Origin of the sequence: Cupriavidus numazuensis (genome assembly GCF_905397435.1) — a bacterium.
Lineage (GTDB): Bacteria > Pseudomonadota > Gammaproteobacteria > Burkholderiales > Burkholderiaceae > Cupriavidus > Cupriavidus numazuensis.
The window spans coordinates 35,592-59,872 of the sequence record NZ_CAJPVI010000055.1 but is presented as its reverse complement, the minus strand read 5'-3'; the positions used below and the strand labels follow the sequence as shown (position 1 = coordinate 59,872).

The 24,281-nt window shown below is 64.6% G+C and carries 22 protein-coding genes; 10 read left to right on the top strand and 12 right to left on the bottom strand.

Annotated features, from left to right (window positions below; translation table 11 throughout):
* Positions 1 to 208: 208 nt before the first annotated feature.
* Together KHO41_RS32480 and recG are read right to left on the bottom strand one after the other, a co-directional pair.
* A complete protein-coding gene (locus tag KHO41_RS32480) occupies positions 209 to 1,159 on the bottom strand; it encodes a LysR substrate-binding domain-containing protein (RefSeq protein WP_211957343.1) in 951 nt (316 codons plus the stop codon).
* Positions 1,160 to 1,270: 111 nt separating this feature from the next.
* Positions 1,271 to 3,454 carry an ATP-dependent DNA helicase RecG gene (recG, locus tag KHO41_RS32475; RefSeq protein ID WP_211957342.1) on the bottom strand — a complete coding sequence of 728 codons (2,184 nt, stop codon included), beginning with the start codon at positions 3,452 to 3,454 and terminating at the stop codon, positions 1,271 to 1,273.
* A gap of 147 nt (positions 3,455 to 3,601) precedes the next feature.
* Here recG and queA point away from each other — a divergent pair, with 147 nt between their 5' ends.
* From queA to KHO41_RS32440, 7 genes are all read left to right on the top strand, one after another.
* On the top strand, positions 3,602 to 4,651 hold the full coding sequence (queA, locus tag KHO41_RS32470; protein ID WP_211957341.1) for a tRNA preQ1(34) S-adenosylmethionine ribosyltransferase-isomerase QueA: 1,050 nt from the start codon (positions 3,602 to 3,604) through the stop codon (positions 4,649 to 4,651).
* A 27-nt stretch (positions 4,652 to 4,678) separates the two neighbouring features.
* Positions 4,679 to 5,809, top strand: coding sequence for a tRNA guanosine(34) transglycosylase Tgt (gene tgt / locus KHO41_RS32465; protein ID WP_211957340.1), 1,131 nt, complete (start codon positions 4,679 to 4,681; stop codon positions 5,807 to 5,809).
* Positions 5,810 to 5,995: 186 nt separating this feature from the next.
* Positions 5,996 to 6,322, top strand: a complete 327-nt coding sequence (yajC, locus tag KHO41_RS32460; protein WP_211957339.1) for a preprotein translocase subunit YajC — start codon at positions 5,996 to 5,998, stop codon at positions 6,320 to 6,322.
* A 196-nt stretch (positions 6,323 to 6,518) separates the two neighbouring features.
* Positions 6,519 to 8,384 (top strand): protein translocase subunit SecD, encoded by a 1,866-nt coding sequence (secD, locus tag KHO41_RS32455; RefSeq protein WP_211957338.1) that lies wholly within the window; start codon positions 6,519 to 6,521, stop codon positions 8,382 to 8,384.
* Between the two features lie 24 nt (positions 8,385 to 8,408).
* Complete coding sequence (gene secF, locus KHO41_RS32450; protein WP_211957337.1) at positions 8,409 to 9,380, top strand: protein translocase subunit SecF; 972 nt, start codon at positions 8,409 to 8,411, stop codon at positions 9,378 to 9,380.
* A gap of 163 nt (positions 9,381 to 9,543) precedes the next feature.
* Positions 9,544 to 9,822, top strand: coding sequence for a ribbon-helix-helix domain-containing protein (locus KHO41_RS32445; RefSeq protein WP_211957336.1), 279 nt, complete (start codon positions 9,544 to 9,546; stop codon positions 9,820 to 9,822).
* Positions 9,819 to 10,133, top strand: a complete 315-nt coding sequence (locus KHO41_RS32440) for a type II toxin-antitoxin system RelE/ParE family toxin (protein WP_211957335.1) — start codon at positions 9,819 to 9,821, stop codon at positions 10,131 to 10,133. Before KHO41_RS32445 ends, KHO41_RS32440 begins: the two co-directional genes overlap by 4 nt.
* A gap of 138 nt (positions 10,134 to 10,271) precedes the next feature.
* Here KHO41_RS32440 and KHO41_RS32435 read toward each other — a convergent pair whose 3' ends face one another.
* The 8 genes from KHO41_RS32435 to purB all read right to left on the bottom strand — a co-directional run bounded on the left by KHO41_RS32435 (position 10,272) and on the right by purB (position 19,090).
* Positions 10,272 to 11,279 (bottom strand): response regulator, encoded by a 1,008-nt coding sequence (locus KHO41_RS32435; protein WP_211957334.1) that lies wholly within the window; start codon positions 11,277 to 11,279, stop codon positions 10,272 to 10,274.
* Positions 11,276 to 12,409 (bottom strand): hybrid sensor histidine kinase/response regulator, encoded by a 1,134-nt coding sequence (locus tag KHO41_RS32430; protein WP_211957333.1) that lies wholly within the window; start codon positions 12,407 to 12,409, stop codon positions 11,276 to 11,278. The genes KHO41_RS32435 and KHO41_RS32430 overlap by 4 nt, the downstream gene beginning before the upstream one ends.
* A 7-nt stretch (positions 12,410 to 12,416) precedes the next feature.
* Positions 12,417 to 13,748 (bottom strand): sensor histidine kinase, encoded by a 1,332-nt coding sequence (locus KHO41_RS32425; RefSeq protein ID WP_211957332.1) that lies wholly within the window; start codon positions 13,746 to 13,748, stop codon positions 12,417 to 12,419.
* 63 nt (positions 13,749 to 13,811) lie between these two features.
* Positions 13,812 to 15,203 (bottom strand): class I SAM-dependent methyltransferase, encoded by a 1,392-nt coding sequence (locus KHO41_RS32420; protein ID WP_211957331.1) that lies wholly within the window; start codon positions 15,201 to 15,203, stop codon positions 13,812 to 13,814.
* A gap of 346 nt (positions 15,204 to 15,549) precedes the next feature.
* Positions 15,550 to 16,140: a YceI family protein gene (locus tag KHO41_RS32415; protein ID WP_211957330.1), complete on the bottom strand. Its 591-nt coding sequence runs from the start codon at positions 16,138 to 16,140 to the stop codon at positions 15,550 to 15,552.
* A 93-nt stretch (positions 16,141 to 16,233) separates the two neighbouring features.
* The gene (locus KHO41_RS32410) at positions 16,234 to 16,806 is read right to left on the bottom strand and encodes a YceI family protein (RefSeq protein WP_211957329.1); all 573 of its coding nucleotides are present in this window, start codon (positions 16,804 to 16,806) and stop codon (positions 16,234 to 16,236) included.
* A gap of 100 nt (positions 16,807 to 16,906) precedes the next feature.
* The gene (locus tag KHO41_RS32405; RefSeq protein WP_211957328.1) at positions 16,907 to 17,458 is read right to left on the bottom strand and encodes a cytochrome b; all 552 of its coding nucleotides are present in this window, start codon (positions 17,456 to 17,458) and stop codon (positions 16,907 to 16,909) included.
* Between the two features lie 255 nt (positions 17,459 to 17,713).
* Positions 17,714 to 19,090, bottom strand: coding sequence for an adenylosuccinate lyase (purB, locus tag KHO41_RS32400; protein ID WP_211957327.1), 1,377 nt, complete (start codon positions 19,088 to 19,090; stop codon positions 17,714 to 17,716).
* Between the two features lie 368 nt (positions 19,091 to 19,458).
* On the opposite strand from purB, the gene KHO41_RS32395 reads away from it, so the two are divergent.
* Positions 19,459 to 20,073, top strand: coding sequence for a glutathione S-transferase C-terminal domain-containing protein (locus KHO41_RS32395; RefSeq protein WP_211957326.1), 615 nt, complete (start codon positions 19,459 to 19,461; stop codon positions 20,071 to 20,073).
* A gap of 66 nt (positions 20,074 to 20,139) precedes the next feature.
* Here the strand turns inward: KHO41_RS32395 and mnmA are convergent, their stop codons facing one another.
* Both mnmA and KHO41_RS32385 read right to left on the bottom strand, forming a co-directional pair.
* Complete coding sequence (gene mnmA / locus KHO41_RS32390) at positions 20,140 to 21,228, bottom strand: tRNA 2-thiouridine(34) synthase MnmA (RefSeq protein WP_211957325.1); 1,089 nt, start codon at positions 21,226 to 21,228, stop codon at positions 20,140 to 20,142.
* On the bottom strand, positions 21,225 to 21,716 hold the full coding sequence (locus KHO41_RS32385; protein WP_181184546.1) for an NUDIX hydrolase: 492 nt from the start codon (positions 21,714 to 21,716) through the stop codon (positions 21,225 to 21,227). Before KHO41_RS32385 ends, mnmA begins: the two co-directional genes overlap by 4 nt.
* 246 nt (positions 21,717 to 21,962) lie before the next feature.
* On the opposite strand from KHO41_RS32385, the gene KHO41_RS32380 reads away from it, so the two are divergent.
* Positions 21,963 to 23,084 (top strand): Re/Si-specific NAD(P)(+) transhydrogenase subunit alpha, encoded by a 1,122-nt coding sequence (locus tag KHO41_RS32380; protein ID WP_211957324.1) that lies wholly within the window; start codon positions 21,963 to 21,965, stop codon positions 23,082 to 23,084.
* A gap of 27 nt (positions 23,085 to 23,111) precedes the next feature.
* The gene (locus KHO41_RS32375; RefSeq protein ID WP_211957323.1) at positions 23,112 to 24,242 is read left to right on the top strand and encodes an HAD family hydrolase; all 1,131 of its coding nucleotides are present in this window, start codon (positions 23,112 to 23,114) and stop codon (positions 24,240 to 24,242) included.
* Positions 24,243 to 24,281 lie beyond the last annotated feature (39 nt).

Below are 24,281 nucleotides of genomic sequence, written 5' to 3'. Positions count from 1 at the left end.
GAGCTCACTCCAGGGCATGGGCGTCTCCCGGTGGCAGTCGCCCATGCAGGGTAGAAAACTGTTACCTATGTGCTTGAACTGTTCTGTTACCTATGTGGGTGAACCGTACCCAAAACGCGTTTTTGGTTACTTTTGTCGCTCGGACAAAAGTGACTCGCCGGCTACGCCGGCGAAACAGCAGCGCCCACCAAGCACAACCCCCAAACCCTCAAGCCGCCTCCGCCAATTCCTTGGCATTCAACTTCCTAACCCCCGGCAACTCACACGCCGCCACCGCATTCGCCAACGACTCCATAGCCGGCAGCCGCGTAAAGCTCTTCCGCCAGGCCAGTACAACGCGCCGGTCAGGCACCGGCTCGGCAAACGGCACGTAGGCCAGCATATCGCCCTTGGCCTTCATATCCGGCACCGACGTACGCGGCAGCACGGTAATCCCCACGCCGCTGGCAACCATATGGCGGATGGTTTCAAGCGATGAGCCTTCAAACGTCTTCTGAATCCCGTCCGAAGCCTGTGAGAAGCGCGACAGCTCAGGGCAAACGCCCAACACATGATCGCGGAAGCAATGCCCGCTACCAAGCAGCAGCATGGTCTGCTGCTTCAGCTCATCCGGATCAACATGGCTAACCTGCGCAAGCTGGTGCCCACGCGGCACGGCAACGACGAAAGGCTCGTCATACAGCGGCCGCACCGTGAGTCCGGAGTCGGCAAACGGCTCAGCCATGATCGCGCAATCAATCTCGCCCTGCTTGAGCAGTTCGATGAGCTTGACCGTGTAGTTCTCCTGCAGCATCAGCGGCATCTGCGGCACGGTCTCGATCATCTGCTTGACCAGCGCCGGCAGCAGGTAGGGCCCGATCGTGTAGATCACGCCCACACGCAGCGGGCCGGCCAGCGGGTCCTTGCCCTGTTTGGCGATCTCGCGGATGGCCATGGTCTGTTCGAGCACGCGCTGGGCCTGGGCCACGATCTGCTCGCCAACGGAGGTCACAGAGACCTCCGATGTGCCGCGCTCGAAGATCTGCACGTTGAGTTCGTCTTCCAGCTTCTTGATCGCCACCGACAGGGTCGGCTGCGATACGAAACACGCTTCGGCAGCACGGCCGAAATGGCGCTCTCGCGCCACGGCGACGATGTACTTGAGTTCGGTGAGCGTCATGACTTATCAATGTGCGGTAGGCGATAGATTTTACCTTCGATTCCCGAATCTGTCAGAACGCTGCGTGAATGCGGCCGACAGGCCACCGCGCCGCGAGGACAAGGCCGGCGCTCAGGCCTTCAGGTAGTGCTCGCGCCCGCCGAGCCAGCGCGATAAATGCGTCTCGACCGCCTCTGGAAAGCGCGTCAGCATCATCTGTGCGGCTTCCTGTGCATATTCGACCAGCCAGGCATCGGTGTTCAGGTCGGCAAAGCGCAGCATCGCTTCGCCAGACTGGCGCGCACCGAGAAATTCGCCGGGACCGCGGATATCGAGGTCGCGGCGCGCGATCTCGAAACCATCGGTCGTCTCGCGCATGGTTGCCAGGCGCTCGCGCGCCGTGGGCGACAGCGGTGCCTGGTACATCAGCAGGCAGACCGACTCCGCAGTGCCCCGCCCTACGCGGCCGCGCAGCTGGTGGAGCTGCGCGAGGCCGAAGCGCTCGGCATGCTCGATCACCATCAGCGAGGCATTGGGTACGTCCACGCCAACTTCGATCACTGTGGTCGCGACCAGTACCTGCAGTCGGTTGGCGCTGAAATCGTCCATCACGGACGCCTTCTCGGCCGGCGGCAGGCGGCCGTGGACCAGGCCGACGCGCAGGTCCGGCAGCGCGGCGACCAGCGTTTCATAGGTTTCCACGGCGGTCTGGAGCTGCAGCGCCTCGCTTTCCTCGATCAGCGGGCAAACCCAGTAGACCTGGCGACCTTCGGCGGCCGCATGGTGGATACGGTCGATGACCTCGTCGCGCCGCTCGTCATTGACCAGGCGCGTGACGATCGGCGTGCGGCCCGGCGGCAGCTCGTCGATCACCGACACGTCGAGATCCGCGTAATACGTCATGGCGAGCGTGCGTGGAATCGGCGTGGCGGACATCATCAGCTGGTGCGGGACGGTGTCCGGACCGGGCTGGACCGGCTGGGCGGGCTCCGCGCTTCCGGCCTTGCCGCGCAACGCCAGTCGTTGCGCGACGCCGAACCGGTGCTGCTCGTCCACCACCGACAAGCCCAGCCTGGCGAAGCGCACTGTGTCCTGGATCAGCGCATGCGTGCCGATGGCCAGCCGCGCTTCCCCCGACTCCACACGCGCTACCGCCTCGCGCTTCTCGCGCGCCTTGAGGCTGCCGGCGAGCCATACCACCGGCACGCCCAGCGGCTCCAGCCACGCCGACAGCTTGCGGTAGTGCTGCTCGGCCAGGATTTCGGTCGGCGCCATGATCGCGGCCTGATAACCGGCGTCGATGGCCTGGCACGCGGCCAGCGCCGCGACGATGGTCTTGCCGCTCCCCACGTCGCCCTGCAGCAAACGGTGCATCGGATGCTGCGCGGTCATGTCGGCCGCGATTTCCTCGACCACGCGCTGCTGTGCGCCGGTCAGGCGAAACGGGAGTGCCTGCAGGAAGCGTGTGAGCAGGCCGTCCTCGCGCCGGGGCATGGACGGCGCATTCTTCTCGCGCCGCGCCTCGTGCGCACGCCGCAGCGAGATCTGCTGGGCCAGCAGTTCGTCGAACTTGATGCGCTGCCAGGCCGGATGCGACCGGTCGGCTAGAGCCGCCTCGCTTTCCTGCGGCGGCGGCGTATGCAGCAGCCGCAGGCATTCGGCGAGCGGGCGCAGCTTCAGCTTCGCGAGCGGGCCTTGCAGCACGGCGGCGGGCAGCGTCTCGGGCAAAGGCGTTCGTGCGAGCGCGCCGGAGATGGCCTTGCGCAGATAGGCCTGCGAGATGCCCGCCGTGGCCGGATACACCGGCGTGAGCCGGTCCGGCAAGGGTTCGTCGGGCACCACGGGCCGTACCGTCGGGTGCACCATCTCGGCCCCGAAGAAACCACCGCGGACTTCGCCGCGCACGCGCAGGCGCACGCCCTCTTCCATCTGCTTGGTCTGGCTGCCGTAGAAGTTCAGGAAGCGCAGCGTGAGTTCGCCGCTGTCGTCGGCAATCTTCACGACGAGCTGGCGGCGCGGGCGGAACGTGACTTCGTTCGAGATCACCTCCCCCTCGACCTGTGCCGGCTGGCCGAGCCCCGAGCGGCGGATGGCTTCGGCGATCGGCATCAACGTGGTTTCGTCCTCGTAGCGCATCGGCAGGTGCAGGACGAGGTCGACGCTGCGCCGCAGGCCCATCTTGGCGAGCCGCGCAACGGCGGAGGACGGTTTGGCGTCCTTGCCCGATGCCTTGCCTGCCGCCTTGCCCTTTGCGGACGGCGCTGCGTCGGAGGCTTCGGCTTTGTCCTGGGTCGGTTCGGTAACGGTTCCGGGCATCGGCAATCGGCAGGCGGAGAAAATAAGGGGTATCACACCGGGCCGGGCGGCGCCTGGCGCCCAAGCCTTACAATATCGGATTCGCCGATTGTACCTATCCCGGTTGCCGCCCCGCGTGGCGCCTTGCCGGGGCATTGCCGTTTCCCCATGTTGACGCTGTCCGATTTCGACTTCCCGCTGCCACCCGAACTGATTGCGCAGAGCGCGCTGCCCGACCGCAGCGCGAGCCGCCTGCTCGTGGTCGAGCGCCTGGCGCCCGGGGAGCAGCCTGACGCCATCCAGCTCGTCGACCGCGCGTTCAGCGACATCCTCGATTACCTGAAGCCCGAAGACCTGCTGGTCTTCAACGACACCCGCGTGATCAAGGCGCGCTTCTTCGGCCAGAAGCCGAGCGGCGGCAAGGTCGAGGTGCTGGTCGAGCGCGTGCTCGACACGCACACCGTGCTGGCCCAGGTACGCGCCTCGAAAACGCCTGCCGAGGGCAGCCTGCTGCACCTCGCCGAGGACGCCTTTGCCGTTACCGTCGGCCCGCGCGTCGACCAGTTCTTCACGCTGCGCTTCCCGGAGCCCGCGCTGGACCTGATCGAGCAGTACGGCCGCCTGCCGCTGCCGCCGTACATCACGCACGATCCCGACGCCTACGACGAAACCCGCTACCAGACCGTCTACGCGCGCAATCCCGGCGCCGTGGCCGCGCCGACCGCGGGCCTGCATTTCGACGATGCACTGTTTGCCCGGCTCGACGCCGCCGGCGTGCGCCGCGCGTTCCTGACGCTGCATGTCGGCGCGGGCACCTTCCAGCCGGTACGCACCGAGAACATCGCCGAACACAAGATGCACTCCGAGTGGTACGCGATCTCGCCGGAGCTGGCCAATGCCGTGCGCGAAACGCGCAAGCGCGGCGGCCGCGTCATTGCCGTAGGCACGACCTCGCTGCGAGCGCTGGAATCCGCCGCAAAGCCCGACGGCACGCTCGAGGCCGGCAATGGCGACACCGACATCTTCATCACGCCCGGCTACCAGTTCCGCCTCGTTGATGCCCTGATCACCAACTTCCACCTGCCCAAGTCGACGCTGCTGATGCTGGTATCGGCGCTGGCCGGCGTGGAAGCCATCCGCGCCGCCTACCGCCATGCAGTCGAGGCGCGCTATCGTTTCTTCAGCTATGGCGACGCGATGTTCCTGACCCGCCAGTAACGCCTGAAGCCCGCACCGAATTCCGCCATGCTCAATTTCGAACTCATCACCACTGACGGCAACGCACGACGCGGCCGGGTCACGCTGAACCACGGCGTGGTCGAAACGCCCATCTTCATGCCGGTCGGCACCTATGGCTCGGTCAAGGCCATGTCGCCGCTGGAACTCAACGAGATCGGCGCGGAGATCATCCTCGGCAACACCTTTCACCTGTGGCTGCGCCCGGGGCTCGATGTCGTGAATACGCACGAGGGGCTGCACCGCTTCATCGGCTGGGACAAGCCGATTCTGACCGATTCCGGCGGGTTCCAGGTGTTTTCGCTAGGCGATCTGCGCAAGATCACCGAAGATGGCGTCACGTTCGCGTCACCTGTGAATGGCGACAAGCTGTTTCTGTCGCCCGAGATCTCGATGCAGATCCAGCGCACGCTGAACTCCGACATCGTCATGCAGTTCGACGAATGCACCCCGTACGAGATCGAAGGCCGTCCCGCCACGCACGAAGAGGCAGCCAAGTCGATGCGCATGAGCCTGCGCTGGGCCAAGCGCTCGCGCGACGAGTTCGAGCGGCTGGCCAACCCGAACGCGCTGTTCGGCATCGTCCAGGGCGGCATGTTCGAGGACCTGCGCGATGAATCGCTGGCGGGCCTGTCCGAGCTGGATTTCCACGGCTTCGCGATCGGCGGCCTGTCGGTGGGCGAACCCAAGGAAGACATGATGCGCGTGCTCGAGCACGTGGCGCCGCGCCTGCCGGCCGACAAGCCGCATTACCTGATGGGCGTCGGCACCCCCGAAGACCTCGTGGCCGGCGTGGCCGCGGGCGTCGACATGTTCGACTGCGTGATGCCGACCCGCAACGCGCGCAACGGCTGGCTCTTTACGCGCTATGGCGACGTCAAGATCCGGAACGCCGCGCACCGCAATGACCCGCGCCCGCTCGACGAAAGCTGCGCGTGCTACACCTGCCGCAATTTCTCGCGCGCGTACCTGCATCACCTGCACCGTGTCGGCGAGATCCTGGGCGCGCGCCTGAACACGATCCACAACCTGCACTACTACCTGCAGCTCATGCGCGAGATGCGCGAGTCCATCGAAAAGCACCGCTTCAGCGACTTCCGGCGCCAGTTCGCCAGCGACCGCGCACGCGGCACGCGCTGAGCCGCGAACTTTCCGGCGTGGCGCGGTCGAATACCGGGGCGTCGCCGGTCTGGTAGGCATCTGCGCCAAGTCGCGCGCAACGCACCCCGAACAAACCCGGATTCCCGCCCTAGAATGCCAGGGCGGGCCTTGCACGGGTGATAGAATGGTCGATTACTTGAATGACTTTTGTGACGGAGAATCAACGTGCTGATTTCTAACGCATTCGCCCAGACCGCCGGTGTTGGCGGCGCAGCGGGTGGCCTGATGAGCTTCCTGCCCATCATCCTCATGTTCGCGGTGCTGTGGTTCATCATGATCCGCCCGCAGATGAAGCGCCAGAAGGAAGCCAAGGCGATGATGGAAGCACTGGCCAAGAACGACGAAGTCGTCACGGCCGGTGGCATTCTGGGCCGGGTCACCAAGGTGACCGACCAGTACGTCAGCCTGGAAATCGCCGCAGGCACCGAAATCACCGTGCAGAAGAACGCCGTGACCACGGTGCTGCCGAAGGGCTCGCTGAAGTCGCTCTGATTCTCGTTCGCGACACTGCCCTTTGTCTTGTTCCGGCGTGCCGACTTGCGCATGCCCTGGCAGCCGCCTGATCAGCCCGATGGCCTGTAAAGGACCTTCGCGGCGGCCAGGCGGCTGTTTGCCAACCGGTCCGGCCCTGACGGCGCCCTTCCCGGGCTCCCGACGGATCCGCTAACCGCAGAATGACTGGCCAGAGATGAATCGTTATCCGCTTTGGAAATATCTCGTGATCCTGGTGGCCCTGGCCATCGGCATCATCTATACCCTGCCGAACTTCTTCGGCGAGGCGCCTGCCGTACAGGTCTCCTCGGGCAAGGCCACGGTCAAGGTGGACCTCTCCATGCAGAAGCATGTGGAAGAGATCCTGGCCCAGAACCAGCTTCAGCCTGACGGCGTGTTCTTCGATGTTTCCGGCCAGTCCGGCTCCGTCAAGGCGCGCTTCCGCACCACCGACGACCAGCTCAAGGCCAAGGACGTGCTGTCGCGCGCGCTCAACCCGGACGCAGCCGACCCGACCTACGTGGTCGCGCTGAACCTGCTCTCGGGCTCGCCGCGCTGGCTGACCGCGATGCACGCGCTGCCGATGTACCTCGGCCTGGACCTGCGCGGCGGCGTGCACTTCCTGCTGCAGGTGGACATGAAGGGCGCCGTCGACAAGAAGCTGGACAGCCTGTCGGGCGATGCCCGCACCCTGCTGCGCGACAAGAACGTTCGCCACGGCGGCATCGACCGCGACGGCGACAAGCTGACCGTGCGCTTCAACAATGCCGACGACGCCAACCGCGCGCGCGGCATCCTGACCGAGAATCTGCGCGAACTGTCCTTTGCCATGGACGGCAACAACGTGGTCGGCACCTTCACCGAAGCCGCCCGCAAGGCCGTGCAGGATGCCGCGGTCAAGCAGAACATCACCACGCTGCACAACCGCGTGAACGAGCTCGGCGTGGCCGAGCCTGTGATCCAGCAGCAAGGCGCGGACCGCATCGTGGTCCAGTTGCCCGGCGTGCAAGACACCGCCAAGGCCAAGGACATCATCGGCCGCACCGCCACGCTGGAAGCCCGCCTGGCCGATCCGGACGCACCGCGCAACCCGCGCGCCGGCGACCCGGTTCCGTTCGGCAGCGAGCTGTTCACGCAAGGCAACGGCGCCCCGGTCGTGCTGAAGAAGCAGGTCATCTTCACCGGCGATCGCATCGAAAGCGCATCGGCCGGCTTCGACCAGAACCAGCGCCCGTCGGTCAACATCAAGCTCGACGCCCAGGGCGGCCGCGTGCTGCGCGACGTCTCGCGCGAGAACATCGGCAAGCCGATGGGCATCGTGCTGTTCGAAAAGGGCAAGGGCGAAGTGCTGACGGTCGCGACGATCCAGTCCGAACTCGGTTCGAGCTTCCAGATCACCGGCTCCTACTCGACCGAAGCCGCCAACGACCTCGCGCTGCTGCTGCGCGCCGGCTCGCTGGCCGCGCCGATGGAGATCATCGAGGAGCGCACGATCGGCCCGTCGCTCGGCGCGGACAACATCCAGAAGGGCTTTGACTCGGTAGCCTATGGCTTCGGTGCCATCGCCGTGTTCATGGTGCTGTACTACATGCTGTTCGGCGTGTTCTCGGTGGCGGCGCTGGGTATCAACCTGCTGCTGCTGATCGCGGTGCTGTCGATGCTGCAGGCCACGCTGACGCTGCCGGGCATTGCCGCTATCGCACTGGTGCTTGGTATGGCCATCGACGCGAACGTGCTGATCAACGAGCGTATCCGCGAGGAACTGCGCGCCGGTGCTTCGCCGCAGATGGCTATCGCCGTCGGCTTCGAACGCGCCTGGGCCACCATCCTTGACTCCAACGTCACCACGCTGATCGCGGGCCTGGCGCTGCTGGCCTTCGGCTCGGGCCCGGTGCGCGGCTTTGCCGTGGTGCACTGCCTGGGCATCCTGACCTCGATGTTCTCGGCGGTGTTCTTCAACCGCGGCCTGGTCAACCTCTGGTACGGCCGCAAGAAGAAGCTGCAGAGCGTGGCCATTGGCCAGATCTGGAAACCGGGTGCGGACACCCCGGTCGCCAAGTAAGCACGGATTCATCAGGACAACATCATGGAATTCTTCCGCATCCGGCGCGACATTCCGTTCATGAAGCACGCGTTGATCTTCAACGTGGTCTCCTTCCTGACGTTTGCCGCCGCCGTATTCTTCCTGTGGCACAAGGGCCTGCACCTGTCGATCGAGTTCACCGGCGGCACGGTGATGGAGGTCAACTACCAGCAGGCCGCCGATCTCGAAAAGATCCGCGGCCAGGTGGGCAAGCTCGGCTATACCGATGTGCAGGTGCAGAACTTCGGCACCTCGCGCGACGTCATGATCCGCCTGCCGCTGCAGAAGGGCCCGGACGGCAAGCAGGTGACTTCGGCCCAGCAGAGCGAGCAGGTCATGGGCGCGCTGCAGGCCGCCACGCCTGACGTGAAGCTGCAACGCGTCGAGTTCGTCGGCCCGCAGGTCGGCAAGGAACTGGCGACCGATGGCCTGCTGGCGCTGCTGTGCGTGGTCATCGGCATCGTGATCTACCTGTCGTTCCGCTTCGAGTGGAAGTTCGCGGTGGCGGGCATCATCGCCAACCTGCACGACGTGGTGATCATCCTGGGCTTCTTCGCGTTCTTCCAGTGGGAATTCTCGCTGTCGGTGCTGGCGGCCATCCTGGCGGTGCTCGGCTACTCGGTGAACGAGTCGGTCGTGATCTTCGACCGGATCCGCGAGGCCTTCCGCAAGTACCGCAAGATGACCACGCATGAAGTCATCGACCACGCGATCACGAGCACGATGTCGCGGACCATCATCACCCACGGCTCGACCGAAATGATGGTGCTGTCGATGTTCTTCTTCGGCGGCCCCACCCTGCACTACTTCGCCCTGGCACTGACGGTCGGTATCCTGTTCGGTATCTACTCGTCGGTGTTCGTCGCCGCGGCGCTGGCCATGTGGTTCGGCGTCAAGCGCGAGGACCTGGTCAAGGGTGACAAGAAGGCGGGTGGTACGGATCGCGATGATCCGAACTTTGGGGCGCAGGCCTAGACAGCCAGATAGCACCACACTCAATCGACGGGGGCAAATATGCCCCCGTTTTTTTTGCCCGCGAGCAGTCCACATCACCAACGGCAGTCACGTCCTGTCGCTGACTGGACGCCCTGGGGAGTCAGGGAGTAGGATTAAATCCTACCCGCGCACGGAGGCCACCATGCGAACCACCCAGCAACTAAGCGTCACACTACCCAATGAAATGGCAAACGCCGTGAAGGAAAAGGTGCGTAGCGGCGAGTACGCCAGTGAAAGCGAGGTGATTCGCGATGGCCTTCGCACGCTCTTCGCACGCGATCGAGCCGTCGAGAACTGGCTGCGCGAAGAGGTTGTGCCGGCCTATCAGGCCATCAAGGCCGATCCCTCCCGAGGCCGGACTGCCGAGGACCTCCGCGCCCGCCTGGCAGAAGAACTTGCCAGGAAGACTCACACTGGATGAGCGCCTGCCAGGTCGTCTTTACCCCTGAGTTCGAGGAGCAGCTGGCAGAGCTGTTCCACTACATTGCCGAAGAAGCCGGCTCGCCAGTGGTCGCGGCGCGGTACACCGATGCGATCGTCAGCTACTGCGAGAGCCTTGGCGCGTTTCCGTATCGAGGGACAATGCGCAATGACTTGCAGCCAGGCTTGCGCATCACCCACTACAAGGGTCGCGCCATGATTGCATTCGTCGTGGAGGAAGGCCGCGTACTCATTACCGGGCTTTTCTACGGTGGCCAGGACTATGAAGGGATCCTGGGAGACGCCGACTGATTCCGCGGCCGCGGAACATGGACTGAGGCGTACCAAAGAAAACGGGACCAGCCACCGGCTGATCCCGCAATTTCATCGCATCTCGTTTTGGCAGCGACTTCATCCGCCGCATGTTGTCGGCGGGCAGAAAGCCGCCACTCAAGCCAGTTCAAAAAACCGCTCGATCCAGATCGCCAATCGGTCCGTCGAAAAGCTGGCCGCACGTTCGCCGACACGGCACGCAATGGCATCGCCCTCGCGCGCGAAGCGCAGCGCCCCGCCGGCTTCTTCGAGCCACAGCAGGCATGCCAGCCATGTTGCATGCTGCGCCGACACGGCTTCGCCGACAGGCTTCGCCACGAACTCGCTGAGCGCAGACGGCGAGGTCCACACCACCGCTTCGCCGTCGCGGCGCACGGTGCCGTCGCCGAGCGACTCGGCAATGACCTGTACCGCATCCGCGGCGCCGCGCCCCGCATAGCTTGCGCGCAAGCCCGCAAGCTGCGTCCCTACCGCATGGCCGAAGCTGCCGCTGCGCTCGCTCTCGGCGCGCACCAGGTCGGCGTAGTCCATACGTTGCCAGTCAGGCTCGGCGTTACGCGCGCCAGCCAATTCGGTGGCTGCCAGGTAAGTTTCCACGGGCTGGAAGCGGCCGGGGCCGATCAGGCTTGCGCAAAGCGCATGGACCATGCCGATCCGCGTGGCCACGGTCTGTGTCTGCAGCACGCTCAACTTCTCGCGGACCAGCTGGTCGCGCTCCTTGCGCAGGCCGGCCATCTCCAGCGCCTGCTTCAGCTCCATGCGCAGCGCGGTGATGTCCCACGGCTTCTTGATGTAGCGGTGGATCTGGCCCTGGTTCACCGCTTCGACAGTCTGGTCAAGTTCGGAGTACGCCGTGGTCAGGATCCGCACGATATGCGGATAGCGCTCGCGCGCATGGCGCAGCAGCTCATTGCCGTACTCGCCGGGCATGCGCTGGTCCGACACCAGCACCGCGAGACTGTCGGCGTGCGCTTCCAGCAGCGTCTTGCCCTCCTCCACGGAGCCGGCGGTCACCACCGGAGCCAGTGCACCGATCGCGCGCTGGAAGTATTTGACGGCTGTCGCTTCGTCGTCGACGAACAGAATCGCCGGGGGTGGTGCCTGGGTGGCATTCGGTTCGCTCATCGGTCACTCCTGTGCATTCGATTCTTGAAATTTGGGAAGTCCAGCGTCACCGTCGTGCCGGCTCCGGACGCTGAGGCGATCCGGATGCCGCCGCCAAACGACTGCATGACGCGGTTGCAGAAAATCATGCCGAGGCCGCTGCCGCCGGCCCCGGCGTGAGTGGTGACAGGATCCACAAGCAGGCGGTCCATGACTTCGGGCGGAATCCCGGGGCCGTTGTCGCAGATGCGGATCTCCTGCCGCGGCTGTGCGACCACGACAAAGCGCAGGTTTGGCACAGCGGTGTCGCCAAGTGCGCGCAGCGCATTGCTCATCACCGACGACAGCACCAGCGCGACGCAGTTGGGCAAGGTCTGTACGGGAAAATCGCCGTGCATCTCGACCTGGACCCAGTTGCGCTGCTCGCCGGTGAACGGGTAAGTATCGATCAGCGATGCGACCAGCGCGCCCGCGCTCACCTCGGCGCCGGACTCCTGGCGCGTCGGCGCGCTGCCCGCGCTGCTGCGCACGGATTGCAGGAACGACGACAACACCGCGAGGCAATACTGCGCGTTGTCGTGCATCGCGCTGGCAGCCTGTCCGATCTCGCCCTGGCGCTGGGCACTGTATTCGCCGGCCACGCGGCCTTCGATACCGCGCGCGAAATTGGCGATGGCCGCCAGCGGCGTGTTCAGTTCGTGGGCCAGGAATGCCAGCGTCTCGTCGATGGCCATCAGGCGCTGCTGCCGCAGGGCCCGCTCGCGCGAGCGCTCCACGGCCAGACGCAGCACGTTGCGCACATCGCCGACGCTGAGCGGCTTCTCCAGGATGCGGAACACCTCGCCGGAATTGACAGTCTGCAGCAGCACGTCCTTGTCGGCATAAGCCGTGACGAGGATGCGCACGATCTGCGGGAATTCCTCCGCCACCTGGCGCAGCAGGTCACCGCCGTCGCGCCCGGGCATGCGGAAGTCGGTCACCAGGATGACCGTGCGCGTGCCGGCGGCACGCAGCATGCCGACTGCTTCATCGGCGCCGGCGGCGGTCAGCACTTCGTACTCGTTGCCGACGGCGCGCGCAAAGTACTTGCGCGCCATGTCTTCATCGTCGACGTAGAGCACGGTGGGCCGTGCCTGCTGGGCTTCTGTCATGGCCGTGTCACTCCGCGCGCGGCAGGTCGAAGCGGAAGGCGGCCCAGTGGCCGAAATCGCTTTCGGCAATGAGTTGGCCGCCATGCCGTTCGATCACCGCGTAGCTGATCGACAGGCCGAGGCCCAGTCCCTGCCCCACGTCGCGTGTCGTAAAGAACGGCTCGAACACCCGTGCGATATTCTCTGCCGCGATGCCCGGGCCGTTGTCCTGCACGCGCACATGCAGCCGGTTCTCCATCCACTTGACCGTGGTATGGATCGCTGGCGCCACCGTGCCTGCCTTGCGCATCGCCAGCGCGGCGTTGGAGAACAGGTTGATCAGCACGCCGATGACTGCGGCTTCGTCGCCGAGCACGAGGGTGTCGTCCGGCAGTTCGCGCGTCACCTTTACGCCGCGCAGTTCGTGGGCCGTGAGGCGGATCGACGAATCCAGCGCCTTCTCGAACAGGAACGGCGTACCTTCGACCTCGGCACCAGGCTTGCGGTACGCAAAAGTCTTCAGGTCGGACACGATATGCTGGATGCGCTGCATGCCCTGCTTGGCATCGACCAGGCACTCCTCGAGCGAGGGATTTTCCTTGGCTTGCGGCTCTTCCATGGCCACCTCGATCGCCATCAGGCAGAAGTTGACCGGGTTGTTGACCTCGTGCAGCAGGCCGGCCGCGAGCGTACCGATGGCAGCCATTTTCTCCTGCTGCAGCATCTGGCCCTTGATGTCGACGAGCTTGCGGTTGATGACTTCGAGCTCCGCGTTCTTCTCTGCCACCTCGGCCTTGAGCCGGAACAGCATGAAACGCGCGCGCTCGTTGAAAAAGGTATAGACCCCGCTGGCCGCCGCCGCAAACAGCAGGAACAGCGAATTGACGATGAAGGTACCGACCGGTTCGATGCCACCGTGGTGCAGCAGGCAGGCCGCCGCGTACAGCAGGTACGAAAGCAGGCCGAACACCAGGTTTTGCCATAGCCCGAACGGCAGCGCGATGCCCGAGGCGAAGATCGCGAGGTTGAGGCCCACGTAGTAAGGCGATTCCACGCCCTCGGTCTGCGAGATCATCCACGCGATCATGATCTGCGGCAGCAGCAGCCAGGTCAACGTGAGCCACGGCGCGAAACGCCGGCCCGCGGCGCTGTAGAGCATGACCACCACGCCGGCAATCAGCAGCGACACCACCACGCGGGCCAGGCCAAAGGCGAGCTGCTGCTGCGGATATTGTCCGTAGTCCAGCCCTACGCCGAGCAGGACGAGCGCGATGGCGGTGTAAGCCCCCCCGCGGCTGAACGCCAGCCGGAAATCCGCGAGTTCGGACTGGTAGCCTGCATATAGTTGGTTCGTACTCATGACCTGGTCCGTTGGTGCCCCACCGCGCCAGCCCGCTGGCGCGGAACATGCACGGTCAGTGCCTCATTGAATGGTCGCTTCGGCGAATACGTTGACGCCGGTGGCATCGACATAAATCCGATGGCCATGCGAATTCTCGGGCAACAGTGCCTCCATGCCCGCGTCGTCCCGATAGATCAGGTACCACTCGAGCAAGTGCTCCATGCCGAATTTCTCCGGGTTGTCCGCATGCACGTTGGTCACGAGGATCTGCCCGCCGGGCCGGGTGCGCGACGCGAAGTACGAAAGCAGGCGCGAGCACACTTTGTCCGACAGGTAGTCGAAGAGACCCGCGCAGTAGACGGCATCGAACTCCCTGGCTTCGATATCGTCCGGGGAGATGCGGCGCTTGAGCAGTTCGTGCACAGACTGGTGAACCATCTCCACCGAGACCTTGTGTCCAGCCTGCGCGGCGGCGCGTTCGATGGATCCCTTCGTGTAATCGAGCGTCTCTTCGCTGAAGTCGACGAGCTGGAACGACAGCATTTCCGGATGCTGGTACTCGTGGACAAAACGCTGGATCTCGAAAGCCGGGCCGCAGCCCACATTGAGCACGCGGAACGGGCGCCCGGCCTGGCGCGCGCGCTCGGCCTGCCGCGTCAGGAACTCGATCAGCAGGTCGATGCGGTTGCGGTGCGCCGTCGCCACCGCCGCCTTGAGGAAGGCGGTATTGACGATCTGGAAGTAGGTGGTCGGCCCCTGCTGCGGATCGCTCAGGATCTGGTTCACCATCTCGTAGTCGCCGGCGTAGCCAAGCGGCTTGGTGAAGGTCCGGTAGACGAACGGCGCGCGCAGCAGCAGCGGATGCAGGGCCGCCTGGGCATAGGTGCGGTGCACCGGGGCGATTTCCGGGTCGACGCTCTGGGCCTCGCCCTCGAGCCAGTCGAGGTAGCGCTTGGTGCGGCCCATGATCGGCGTGGCGAGTTCGTAGAACACGTCCTCGCGCAGGCGGCCTTCCACCTTGGGCAGCGTCTCGGTCAGGTCGACCTGCTCCACCCAGCGCGACACCTCGGACAGGAACGCGCGCATCTCGTTGACCACGATCTGGTAGTCGCGCCGGATATTGAAGCGGGCATCCCAGTCCTGCACGAACAGCTCGGCCTCGCGGGCCACCGACTTGGGCTCGTTGTTCAGGTCGGTCAGTTCGCGCCATTCGTCGATCAGCGTCAGCGACACCACCGCGGTCAGGCCGGTATTCACCAGGCTCATGACCACGGCCTTGCCAAGGTAGGCGTTCTTTGCCCCCATCCGGACACTGAGCTCGCTCAGCACCTCGCTGACCTGCACGATCGAATATGGATTGTAGATTTCCATCACCAGAGACTTTCTCTGGAGATTGATGATCGTGCCCCGCACCTGCTCACCCTGCGAGTTGCGGAAACTGACCACCGGATCGATTTGCGTTTTGGAATACACGGTATTGCGCCAGGGGAAATCCGAGAAACGCTGCGGCCATGCCGCCCGGGCAAATTGGCCGGGCAAGACACGCAGGGGCGAGTGGAACGCGGGAGTGGCTACCGGAACGGGCTACGACAGCGAATGCTCATAGTAATGCGCGATTGCCTGAGTTGGATGCGAGGACTGGCTCGCCCTCGCAGAGGGCGGGAAATGCCGCGGACCATTGTACTGTGGCTGCCGCATGCCGTACAACCAAGTGCATAGTACGCCCTCTTCGCGATGACCGCCCAAGAAAAAAGCCGGCGGATGCCGGCTTTTCGGGTGCAGCGGGGTGGCGGCGAAGATCAGCCGCGGCGCACGATGTTTACTCGGCGCGGATGCCTTCGACCTGGATCGCCAGCTTGACTTCGGGCTTGAAGCCCATCTTCACGCCGTAGTCGAGACCGAAATCGGCGCGATTGAACGTACCGACCGCGTCGGCACCGCAGGCCTCGCGCTTGAGCATCGGGTGCTGGATGCACTTGAAGTCGCGAATTTCCAGCTTCACGGGCTTGGACACGCCGCGCAGGGTCAGCACGCCTTCCACTTCGGTCGGGACGTCGCCCTGGAACTTGCTGAACTTGCCCTTGTAGCTGGCTTCGGGGAAGGCCTCGACGTCGAACATGTCAGGGCTCTTGGCATGCTGGTTCAGCTTGGCATTGCCGAAGTCGATCGACGCCGGATCGATCTTCACGTCCACCGTGCCGCTCTTGGCGGCGCGGTCCAGCGTGACGACGCCGGTGGACTTGTCGAACTTGCCGCGCCACTTCGACAGGCCGCCCAGGTGGTCGGCCTCGAAGCTCGGGTACGTATGGGTCGGATCGAGGTTATAGGTCACCGTGTTGGCCGAAGCCACGCCGAAGGCGGCGGTTGCGGCAATGGCTGCCACGGCGGTCATGAGGGTACGCAGTTTCATGGTATCTCCCGACAAAAGGTTGGAGAGGAACATCAATGGGAATGGCAGCAGCTGTTCAGCGCGTGAAATCCGGCAATGCGGACTTCACGTCTTTCACTTCTTTGCTGCCGTCACGATATGGAATTTGATCTGCACGTCGTCGGCCACCACGGAAGTGTCCTTCCATTCGCCATCGCCGATATTGAAGACCGTGCGCTTGATCGGCAGCACGCCGTCGAACACCTGGGCACCACCTTCCTGGCGATAGGTTGCCGGCACCACGACGTCCTGGGTCTTGCCCTTGATGGTCAGCTTGCCGGCGACTTCGTACTTGCCCGGCGTGCCGTTCTTGATGCCGGTGGACTGGAACACAGCCTTCGGATACTTCGCCGCATCGAACCAGTCCTTGCCCTTCACTTCCTTGGTGGTCTCGGCATCGGCAATCTCGAAGCTCGACACATCGATTTCGATCTTGGCCGACGACGTTGCCAGCTTGGCCGGGTCGAAGTCGACGTTGGCATCGAACTTCTTGAACTTGCCCTCCATGGGCACGCCGATCTGGCGCGCCACTGCGGTCACCGAGCTCTTCGCGGCGTCGATCTGCGCCCAGGCGAGGTTCGCGGCAAAACCGGTAGTGGCCAGCACGGCGGCCAGCAGCAGCGAACCGGGGCGGGGAATGCGTTTCATCAATGACTCCTGTCAGTGGGCGGCGCCCTGCGCCGCGCATCAGAACCGAAAAAGGGACTTCCCGAATAACGTCAACTGCCGCAGTGCGCGGCCTGGCGGACTAGCGCAGGAACGGCAGCATGCGGCCCAGCGTGCCGTCGCGATCGACCACCTGGTGCTTGATGGCCGCGGCCGCATGCACGGCCACCACGGACGCCATCAGGTAATTCAGCCAGACGTGCACAGCCTTGAAGACTTCCTTGAGTGCATCGTTGGGTTCGATCAGCACAGGCATCTTCCACAAGCCCAGGTAGACCACGGGTACACCCGCTGCCAGGCTGTACAGATAGCCGGTGATGGGGACCACGATAATCAGGACGTAAAGCAAGTGGTGAGCGCCCGCAGCCGCCTTCGCCTGCCACGCCGGCGTGCCGGCGGCCACCGGCGGCGCAGCGTGCGTGGCTCGCCAGAGCACGCGCAGCACGGCAATGCCGAACACGGTCACGCCGAGCCATTTGTGCCATGAAAACAGCTTGAGCTTGGTCGGCGTCAGACCCGGGATGCCGGTCATGTACCAGCCGAGCCCGAAGGCGGCAAAAATCAGCAAGGCAATGATCCAGTGCAGGCCGATGGCCGTGGCACCGTAGCCTGCAGCATTAGCGTTAGAACGCATCAAATTCCTCCGCCCGAGTCGCGGGCGTTTCACAATCTTTGGGTAAGTCCGCAACGGGTGATCTGGCCCCGCGCTTACGATTCTCGCATTATTGCGACGGATTGTGCGCAGATGAAGGACAGTCCTTAATTAAGTTATTCAAATGATTTGAAGCGACATTCTGCCGCACGGAAAAGCCTGGCCATCATTTCGATAGGCACAAAAAAAGCCACCCCTCGGGGTGGCTTTCTCATTGCCGGCTGGAACAGCGGCAGATCAGATCCGCTCGGCCAGCACCACTGCCTTGCCGATGTAGCTGGCCGGCGTCATCGCCAGCAGCAGGTCCTTGGCATCCTGCGGAATGGCCAGGCCGGTAATGAACGTCTGCAGCGCTTCGCGCGAAATGCCCTTGCCGCGGGTCAGCTCCTTGAGCTGCTCGTACGGGTTCGGCACGCCGAAGCGGCGCATCACGGTCTGCACCGGCTCGGCCAGCACTTCCCAGCAGTTGTCGAGGTCTTCGTTCAGGCGCTCGGGGTTGGTTTCCAGCTTGCCCAGGCCGCGCAGGCAGGCCTCGTAGGCCAGCAGGCTGTAGCCGAACGCCACGCCGATGTTGCGCAGTACGGTCGAGTCGGTCAGGTCACGCTGCCAGCGCGACACCGGCAGCTTCTCGGACAGGTGGCGCAGCACCGCGTTGGCCAGGCCCAGGTTGCCTTCCGAGTTCTCGAAGTCGATCGGGTTGACCTTGTGCGGCATGGTCGACGAACCGATCTCGCCGGCCTTGGTCTTCTGCTTGAAATAGCCCACCGAGATATAGCCCCAGATATCGCGGTTCAGGTCCAGCAGGATGGTGTTGGCGCGCGCCACGGCATCGAACAGCTCGGCCATGTAGTCGTGCGGCTCGATCTGGATGGTGTACGGGTTGAAGGTCAGGCCCAGGCGGGTTTCGATGACCTGCTTCGAGAACGCTTCCCAGTCGAACGTCGGGTAAGCCGACAGGTGGGCGTTGTAGTTGCCGACTGCGCCATTCATCTTGCCGAGCAGTTCCACGCGCTCGATACGTTCGATCGCACGGGCCAGGCGCGCGGCCACGTTGGCCATTTCCTTGCCGAGCGTGGTCGGGCTGGCCGGCTGGCCGTGGGTGCGCGACAGCATCGGCTGCGTGGCATTGAGCTTCGCCAGTTCGACCAGGCGGGCCTGCACACGCTTGAGCGCCGGCACGACGACACCCTCGCGCGCGCCCTTGAGCATCATGCCGTGCGAAGTGTTGTTGATGTCTTCCGAGGTGCAGGCGAAGTGGATGAATTCGCTCGCCGCTTCGAGTTCGGCGTTGCCCTTGACCTGCTCCTTGAGCCAGTACTCGACGGCCTTCACGTCATGGTTGGTGACGGCTTCGATTTCCTTGATGCGGGCGGCATCGGCCTCGCTGAACTTGTCCACGAGTGCCAGCAGTGCGGCTTCCGAGGCCGCCGAGAACTTCGGCATATCGGGCAGGCCAGCCTGGGCCAGCGCGATCAGCCAGTGCACCTCGACCTTGACGCGGTTACGCATGAAGGCCGCTTCGGACAGCCATTCGCGCAGCGCATCGGCCTTGGAGGCATAGCGACCATCGATGGGGGACAGGGCGGTGAGCGGCGAAAGCGAAGAGGTGGACATGCTGGCAACCGGGGAGAATGGGGGTACGGGATGGATCGCAGGCGCGCGCCATGCGCGGGGAGCGCCCCGCGGGCAGTTGGCAAGCGGCCGATACGCCGCACCGCGGATGTCCTGCGGCTGACGGCGCTGACGGGCCGGCGCCGCGCAACGGGCGATTTTACCACCCATGCCCCGATACCGGGGTAACGCTGCAGCATCGCCATGGGACATCCGTTCGGGAGGACTCATTCGCCATGCGGCGCGGGTATACTCGCGCTCGCCGTTCCGCTAGCCTGTTATGAAGTGCATCGGGCAAGCATGGCCCCGAGGCTCCTGCGCAGCTTGCCGCCGAGCGTCGATGCACTTCATAACAAGCTCGAGGGGAGAAAATGAAGCTGTTCGCGTCCCAAACCAGTCCCTACGCGCGCAAGGTGCGCGTAGTGATGGCGGAAAAGAAGATCGACTACCAGTTGATCGAAGAGAACGTCTGGTCAGCCGACACGGTGATCGGCCAATACAATCCGCTCGGCAAGGTGCCTTGCCTGGTCATGGAAGACGGCAGTTCGATCTATGACTCGCGCGTGATTGTCGAATACGTGGACACGCTGACCCCGGTCAGCCGCCTGATTCCGCAGGGCGGCCGGGAACGCCTCGAAGTGCGCTGCTGGGAAGCGCTGGCCGACGGCCTGCTCGATGCCGCGCTGCTCGCGCGCCTGGAGAACACCCAACGCGAACCGCACGAGCGCAGCGAGCGCTGGGTGCAGCGTCAGCTGGGCAAGATCAACGCCGCGCTGGTCGCCATGTCGAACAACCTGGCGGATCGTCAGTGGTGCAGCGGCAACCACTATTCGCTGGCCGATGTGGCCGTGGGCTGCGCGCTGTCCTATCTGGACTTCCGCTTCCCGGAAATCAACTGGCGCGAGCGCCATCCGAACCTGGCGACGTACCACGAAAAACTGGCCAAGCGCCAGTCGTTCATCGACACCGAACCACCGCAGGCCTGAGCCAGGCCCCGGAAGCAGAAACGCCCGCGAATGCGGGCGTTTCTGCTTTCTGACGGCACAACCTGCTTACTGCGCCGACTGGATGATGCCGCCACCGAGGCAGATATCGCCGTCGTACAGCACTGCCGACTGGCCCGGCGTGACGGCCCACTGCGCTTCAGCAAACGCAAGCTTCAGCGTATTGACATCGACCGCATCGACCACGCAGGGCGCATCGCTCTGGCGATAGCGCGTCTTGGCTGCCATCGATGCTCCGGCAATTGGCGGCTCGCCCGCCACCCATGACAGATCGGCGGCGACCAGCGTGGGCGTGAGCAGCCACGGATGGTCATGTCCCTGCACGACATAAAGCGTGTTCGCCGCCATGTCCTTGCGCGCCACGTACCACGCGTCGCCACTGCCCTCGCGGCTGCCGCCGAGGCCGATGCCCTTGCGCTGGCCCAGCGTGTAGAACGCCAGCCCGATGTGCTCGCCGACCACCTTGCCATCCGGCGTCTTCATCGGTCCCGGCTTGGTCGGCAGGTAGCGATTCAGGAAATCGCGGAATGGCCGCTCGCCGATGAAACAGATGCCGGTCGAGTCCTTTTTCTTCGCGTTTGGCAGGCCGATTTCCGCAGCGATCTCGCGCACGCGCGTCTTCGGAATCTCTCCGAGCGGGAACAGCGTGCGCGAGAGCTGCGCCTGATTCAGTCGATGCAGGAAGTAACTCTGATCCTTGGTGTGATCGAGCGCCTTGAGCAGCTCGAAACGGCCGGCCGCGTTCTGCCGCACGCGCGCATAGTGGCCCGTGGCGATGGTCTCTGCACCAAGCGACATGGCGTGGTCGAGGAACGCCTTGAATTTGATCTCGGCATTGCACAGCACGTCCGGGTTCGGCGTACGGCCCGCCGAATACTCGCGCAGGAAATCGGCGAACACGCGGTCCTTGTACTCGGCCGCGAAGTTGACCGCTTCGACGTCGACGCCGATCAGGTCGGCCACCGACACCACGTCGAGCCAGTCCTGTCGCGTGGAGCAGTACTCGCTGTCGTCATCGTCTTCCCAGTTCTTCATGAACAGGCCGATGACCTCGTAGCCCTGCTGCTTGAGCAGCCATGCGGTGACCGACGAATCGACCCCGCCCGACATGCCCACTACGACACGCTTGCCGCTCACGATGCCGCTCCGGTGGCGAGTACCGACGGGTGCGTGTAGAGCGCGTCGAGCGCAAAGCGCTTGCCGGCCAGATAGTCTTCCACGCAAGCGAGAACCAGCGGCGTGCGGTGGCGTTCCGGGCAGGCGCGAATTTCATCGGCGCTCATCCACACGGTGCGCACGATGCCGGTATCGAGCTGGCGGCCGGCGTCGAGCGAACCCAGGTCGCCCGTGAACGCGAAGCGCACATAGGTCACGTCCGTATCGGTGCGCGACGATAGCGCCCGGCCCATGTAGCAGCCGAGCAGCGCGCGCGGCTCGAACGTGTGCGCGGTCTCTTCCAGCGTTTCGCGGATGACGGCGCGGATCAGGCTTTCGCCGGGATCGAGATGGCCCGCCGGCTGGTTCAGCCGCAGGCCGTCACGGGTTTCTTCTTCCACCAGCAGAAAGCGGCCGCCGCGCTCGATGACCGCGGCAACCGTCACGCTGGCATTCCAGTCAGTGGGCATGGTGCACATTTTTTAGGCAATCCGGCATTTTACCGGTTGCACGGGCATTGTGCAGCGCGGCGACGGGCGCCGAGGCAGTCACGTGGCGCTTCGCCAAAACCCGACCGGTCGGTCACCAACAAACGTCAGATTCCTGTAAGCTGCGTGAAAAATTGTGCGCTGCGGCTGTCAACAGTTGGGAGCGTACAACGGGCCAGACGTCGGCTCGCCCACCAGATATGACGCCAGCAAAAGGAGAAATTGACGATGTACATCGGCATCCCGCAGGAGACGCGGGCCGGCGAGACTCGCGTCGCCGCCACCCCGGAGACCGTCAAGAAGTACGTTGCGCAAGGCCATAAGGTCGTGGTGCAGGCGGGCGCCGGCGTACGGGCCAGCCAGCCTGACAGCGCCTATGAGGCTGTCGGCGCGACCATCGGCACGGTGGCCGACGCATTCGGCGCCGATCTGGTTCTGAAAGTGCGCGCCCCGGAAGCCGCGGAGCTGGCGCTGATGAAGCCCGGCTCGGCACTGGTGGGCATGCTCAACCCGTTCGATGCGGAGAACAACGCGCGCATGGCCGCCGCTTCGGTCACCGCGTTCGCACTCGAAGCCGCGCCGCGCACCACGCGTGCGCAAAGCATGGACGTACTGTCCTCGCAGGCGAACATCGCCGGCTACAAGGCCGTGCTGGTCGCCGCGCATCACTACCAGCGCTTCATGCCGATGCTGATGACCGCTGCGGGTACGGTCAAGGCCGCACGCGTGCTGATCCTCGGCGCCGGTGTGGCGGGCTTGCAGGCCATCGCCACGGCCAAGCGCCTCGGTGCGGTGATCGAGGCCTCGGACGTGCGCCCGGCCGTGAAGGAGCAGATCGAATCGCTCGGCGGCAAGTTCCTGGACGTGCCGTTCGTCACCGACGAGGAGCGCGAGATCGCGCAGGGCGTGGGCGGCTATGCGCGCCCGATGCCGCCCGACTGGATGAAGCGCCAGGCCGAACTGGTGCACCAGCGCGCGATCCAGGCCGACATCATCATCACCACCGCACTGATTCCGGGCCGCAAGGCACCCGTGCTGCTGCAGGAAGAAACTGTGCGCCAGATGAAGCCGGGCTCGGTGGTGGTCGACCTTGCCGCCGCGCAAGGCGGCAATTGCCCGCTGACGGTGGCCGACGAAGTGGTCGAGCGCCATGGCGTGATCTTCGTGGGCCATACCAACCTCGCCAGCATGGTCGCGGCCGACGCCTCGGCGCTGTACGCACGCAACGTCCTGGACTTCCTCAAGCTGGTCATCGACAAGGACGGCCAGTTCACGCTCAACCTTGAAGACGACATCGTCGCTGCCTGCCTGATGTGCAACGGCGGCGAAGTCGTGCGCAAGGCGGCGTGAGACTTCCTGGCACCCAGGTCTAAGCGCATGGCGGCCAGCCTGTGTTGGGATTCCGCAGCGAAGGCGGCACCATGGGGTGCCCGCCTTGGCATGCGGTTCGCGCAGGCCGCCGGCATCGGACTGCTGGCGCTGTGCGCGGCCTGCAGTACATCTGGCGGCGGCAAGACCGATACCGCCAGCACTGCGGCCACCAGCGGCCCGAAGCTGCTTGACCCCCTGCCCGCCTGGCGCGACGGCGCCGCCAAGCAATCCGTCCTGAATTTCGTCAGCAAGACCACTACGCCGGGCAGCCCCGAATTCGTTGCGCCCGAGGACCGCATCGCCGTGTTCGATAACGACGGCACGCTGTGGCGCGAAGATCCGGTGGTCGAACTGCTGTTCGTGATCAACCGTGCGCAGGAGCGTGCGCGGGCCGAGCCGGCACTGGCCGGACGATCGCCCTACAAGGAATTCCTGGCCGACCCCGCGGCCTATTTCAAATCCACCGGGGAAGCGGGCGCCGTGCGCCTGCTCAACGAGCTTTACGGCAACACCTCCCTCGATAGCTTCCAGGAAGACGCGCGGCGCTACTTCGCCAATGCGCGTCACCCGAAAACGAAGGCCTCGCTGCGCGAAGGCACTTACCAGCCGATGCTGGAACTGCTGGCGCTGCTGCGCGCGCACGGCTACCAGACCTGGATCTGCTCGGGCGGCACGACGGACTTCATGCGCGTCGTCTCGCAGTCCTACTATGGTATCCCCCCGCAACAGGTCATCGGCTCACGGGTCGCCGCGCAGTTCCGTGAAAGCGGCCGCGACAACGAGATCTGGCGCGAACCGAAGATCGAAAGCTTCAACGACAAACAGATGAAGCCGGTGAACATTGCGCTGCAGATCGGCAAGCGGCCAGTGTTCGCGGCGGGCAATGTCGGCGGCAAGGGCGATATCGCCATGCTGTCGTACTCGCAGGCACGCAAGGGACCGTCGTTCCAGCTGCTGGTCAACCATGACGACGCCGAACGCGAATCGGCGTATGCGGAAAGCGACGGCGCGTCGCTGCGCGCGGCATCCGAGCGCGGCTGGACCGTAGTCAGCATGAAGCGCGACTGGGCCCGGGTGTTCCCGGCTCCGGGCGCGGCGGCGGCATTGCAGGGACCGGCGCTGGCACAGTCGCCGTAGCGGGGCGACGCCATCCCGGTCGTTCGCATTCCAGACAAA

Bases quoted from the DNA above. Each gene is read 5' to 3' on its own strand.
- KHO41_RS32480 (WP_211957343.1), bottom strand. From the start codon at position 1,159: ATGACGCTCACCGAACTCAAGTACATCGTCGCCGTGGCGCGAGAGCGC.
- recG (WP_211957342.1), bottom strand. From the start codon at position 3,454: ATGCCCGGAACCGTTACCGAACCGACCCAGGACAAAGCCGAAGCCTCC.
- queA (WP_211957341.1), top strand. From the start codon at position 3,602: ATGTTGACGCTGTCCGATTTCGACTTCCCGCTGCCACCCGAACTGATT.
- tgt (WP_211957340.1), top strand. From the start codon at position 4,679: ATGCTCAATTTCGAACTCATCACCACTGACGGCAACGCACGACGCGGC.
- secD (WP_211957338.1), top strand. From the start codon at position 6,519: ATGAATCGTTATCCGCTTTGGAAATATCTCGTGATCCTGGTGGCCCTG.
- secF (WP_211957337.1), top strand. From the start codon at position 8,409: ATGGAATTCTTCCGCATCCGGCGCGACATTCCGTTCATGAAGCACGCG.
- KHO41_RS32445 (WP_211957336.1), top strand. From the start codon at position 9,544: ATGCGAACCACCCAGCAACTAAGCGTCACACTACCCAATGAAATGGCA.
- KHO41_RS32440 (WP_211957335.1), top strand. From the start codon at position 9,819: ATGAGCGCCTGCCAGGTCGTCTTTACCCCTGAGTTCGAGGAGCAGCTG.
- KHO41_RS32435 (WP_211957334.1), bottom strand. From the start codon at position 11,279: ATGAGCGAACCGAATGCCACCCAGGCACCACCCCCGGCGATTCTGTTC.
- KHO41_RS32430 (WP_211957333.1), bottom strand. From the start codon at position 12,409: ATGACAGAAGCCCAGCAGGCACGGCCCACCGTGCTCTACGTCGACGAT.
- KHO41_RS32425 (WP_211957332.1), bottom strand. From the start codon at position 13,748: ATGAGTACGAACCAACTATATGCAGGCTACCAGTCCGAACTCGCGGAT.
- KHO41_RS32415 (WP_211957330.1), bottom strand. From the start codon at position 16,140: ATGAAACTGCGTACCCTCATGACCGCCGTGGCAGCCATTGCCGCAACC.
- KHO41_RS32410 (WP_211957329.1), bottom strand. From the start codon at position 16,806: ATGAAACGCATTCCCCGCCCCGGTTCGCTGCTGCTGGCCGCCGTGCTG.
- KHO41_RS32405 (WP_211957328.1), bottom strand. From the start codon at position 17,458: ATGCGTTCTAACGCTAATGCTGCAGGCTACGGTGCCACGGCCATCGGC.
- purB (WP_211957327.1), bottom strand. From the start codon at position 19,090: ATGTCCACCTCTTCGCTTTCGCCGCTCACCGCCCTGTCCCCCATCGAT.
- KHO41_RS32395 (WP_211957326.1), top strand. From the start codon at position 19,459: ATGAAGCTGTTCGCGTCCCAAACCAGTCCCTACGCGCGCAAGGTGCGC.
- KHO41_RS32385 (WP_181184546.1), bottom strand. From the start codon at position 21,716: ATGCCCACTGACTGGAATGCCAGCGTGACGGTTGCCGCGGTCATCGAG.
- KHO41_RS32380 (WP_211957324.1), top strand. From the start codon at position 21,963: ATGTACATCGGCATCCCGCAGGAGACGCGGGCCGGCGAGACTCGCGTC.
- KHO41_RS32375 (WP_211957323.1), top strand. From the start codon at position 23,112: ATGGCGGCCAGCCTGTGTTGGGATTCCGCAGCGAAGGCGGCACCATGG.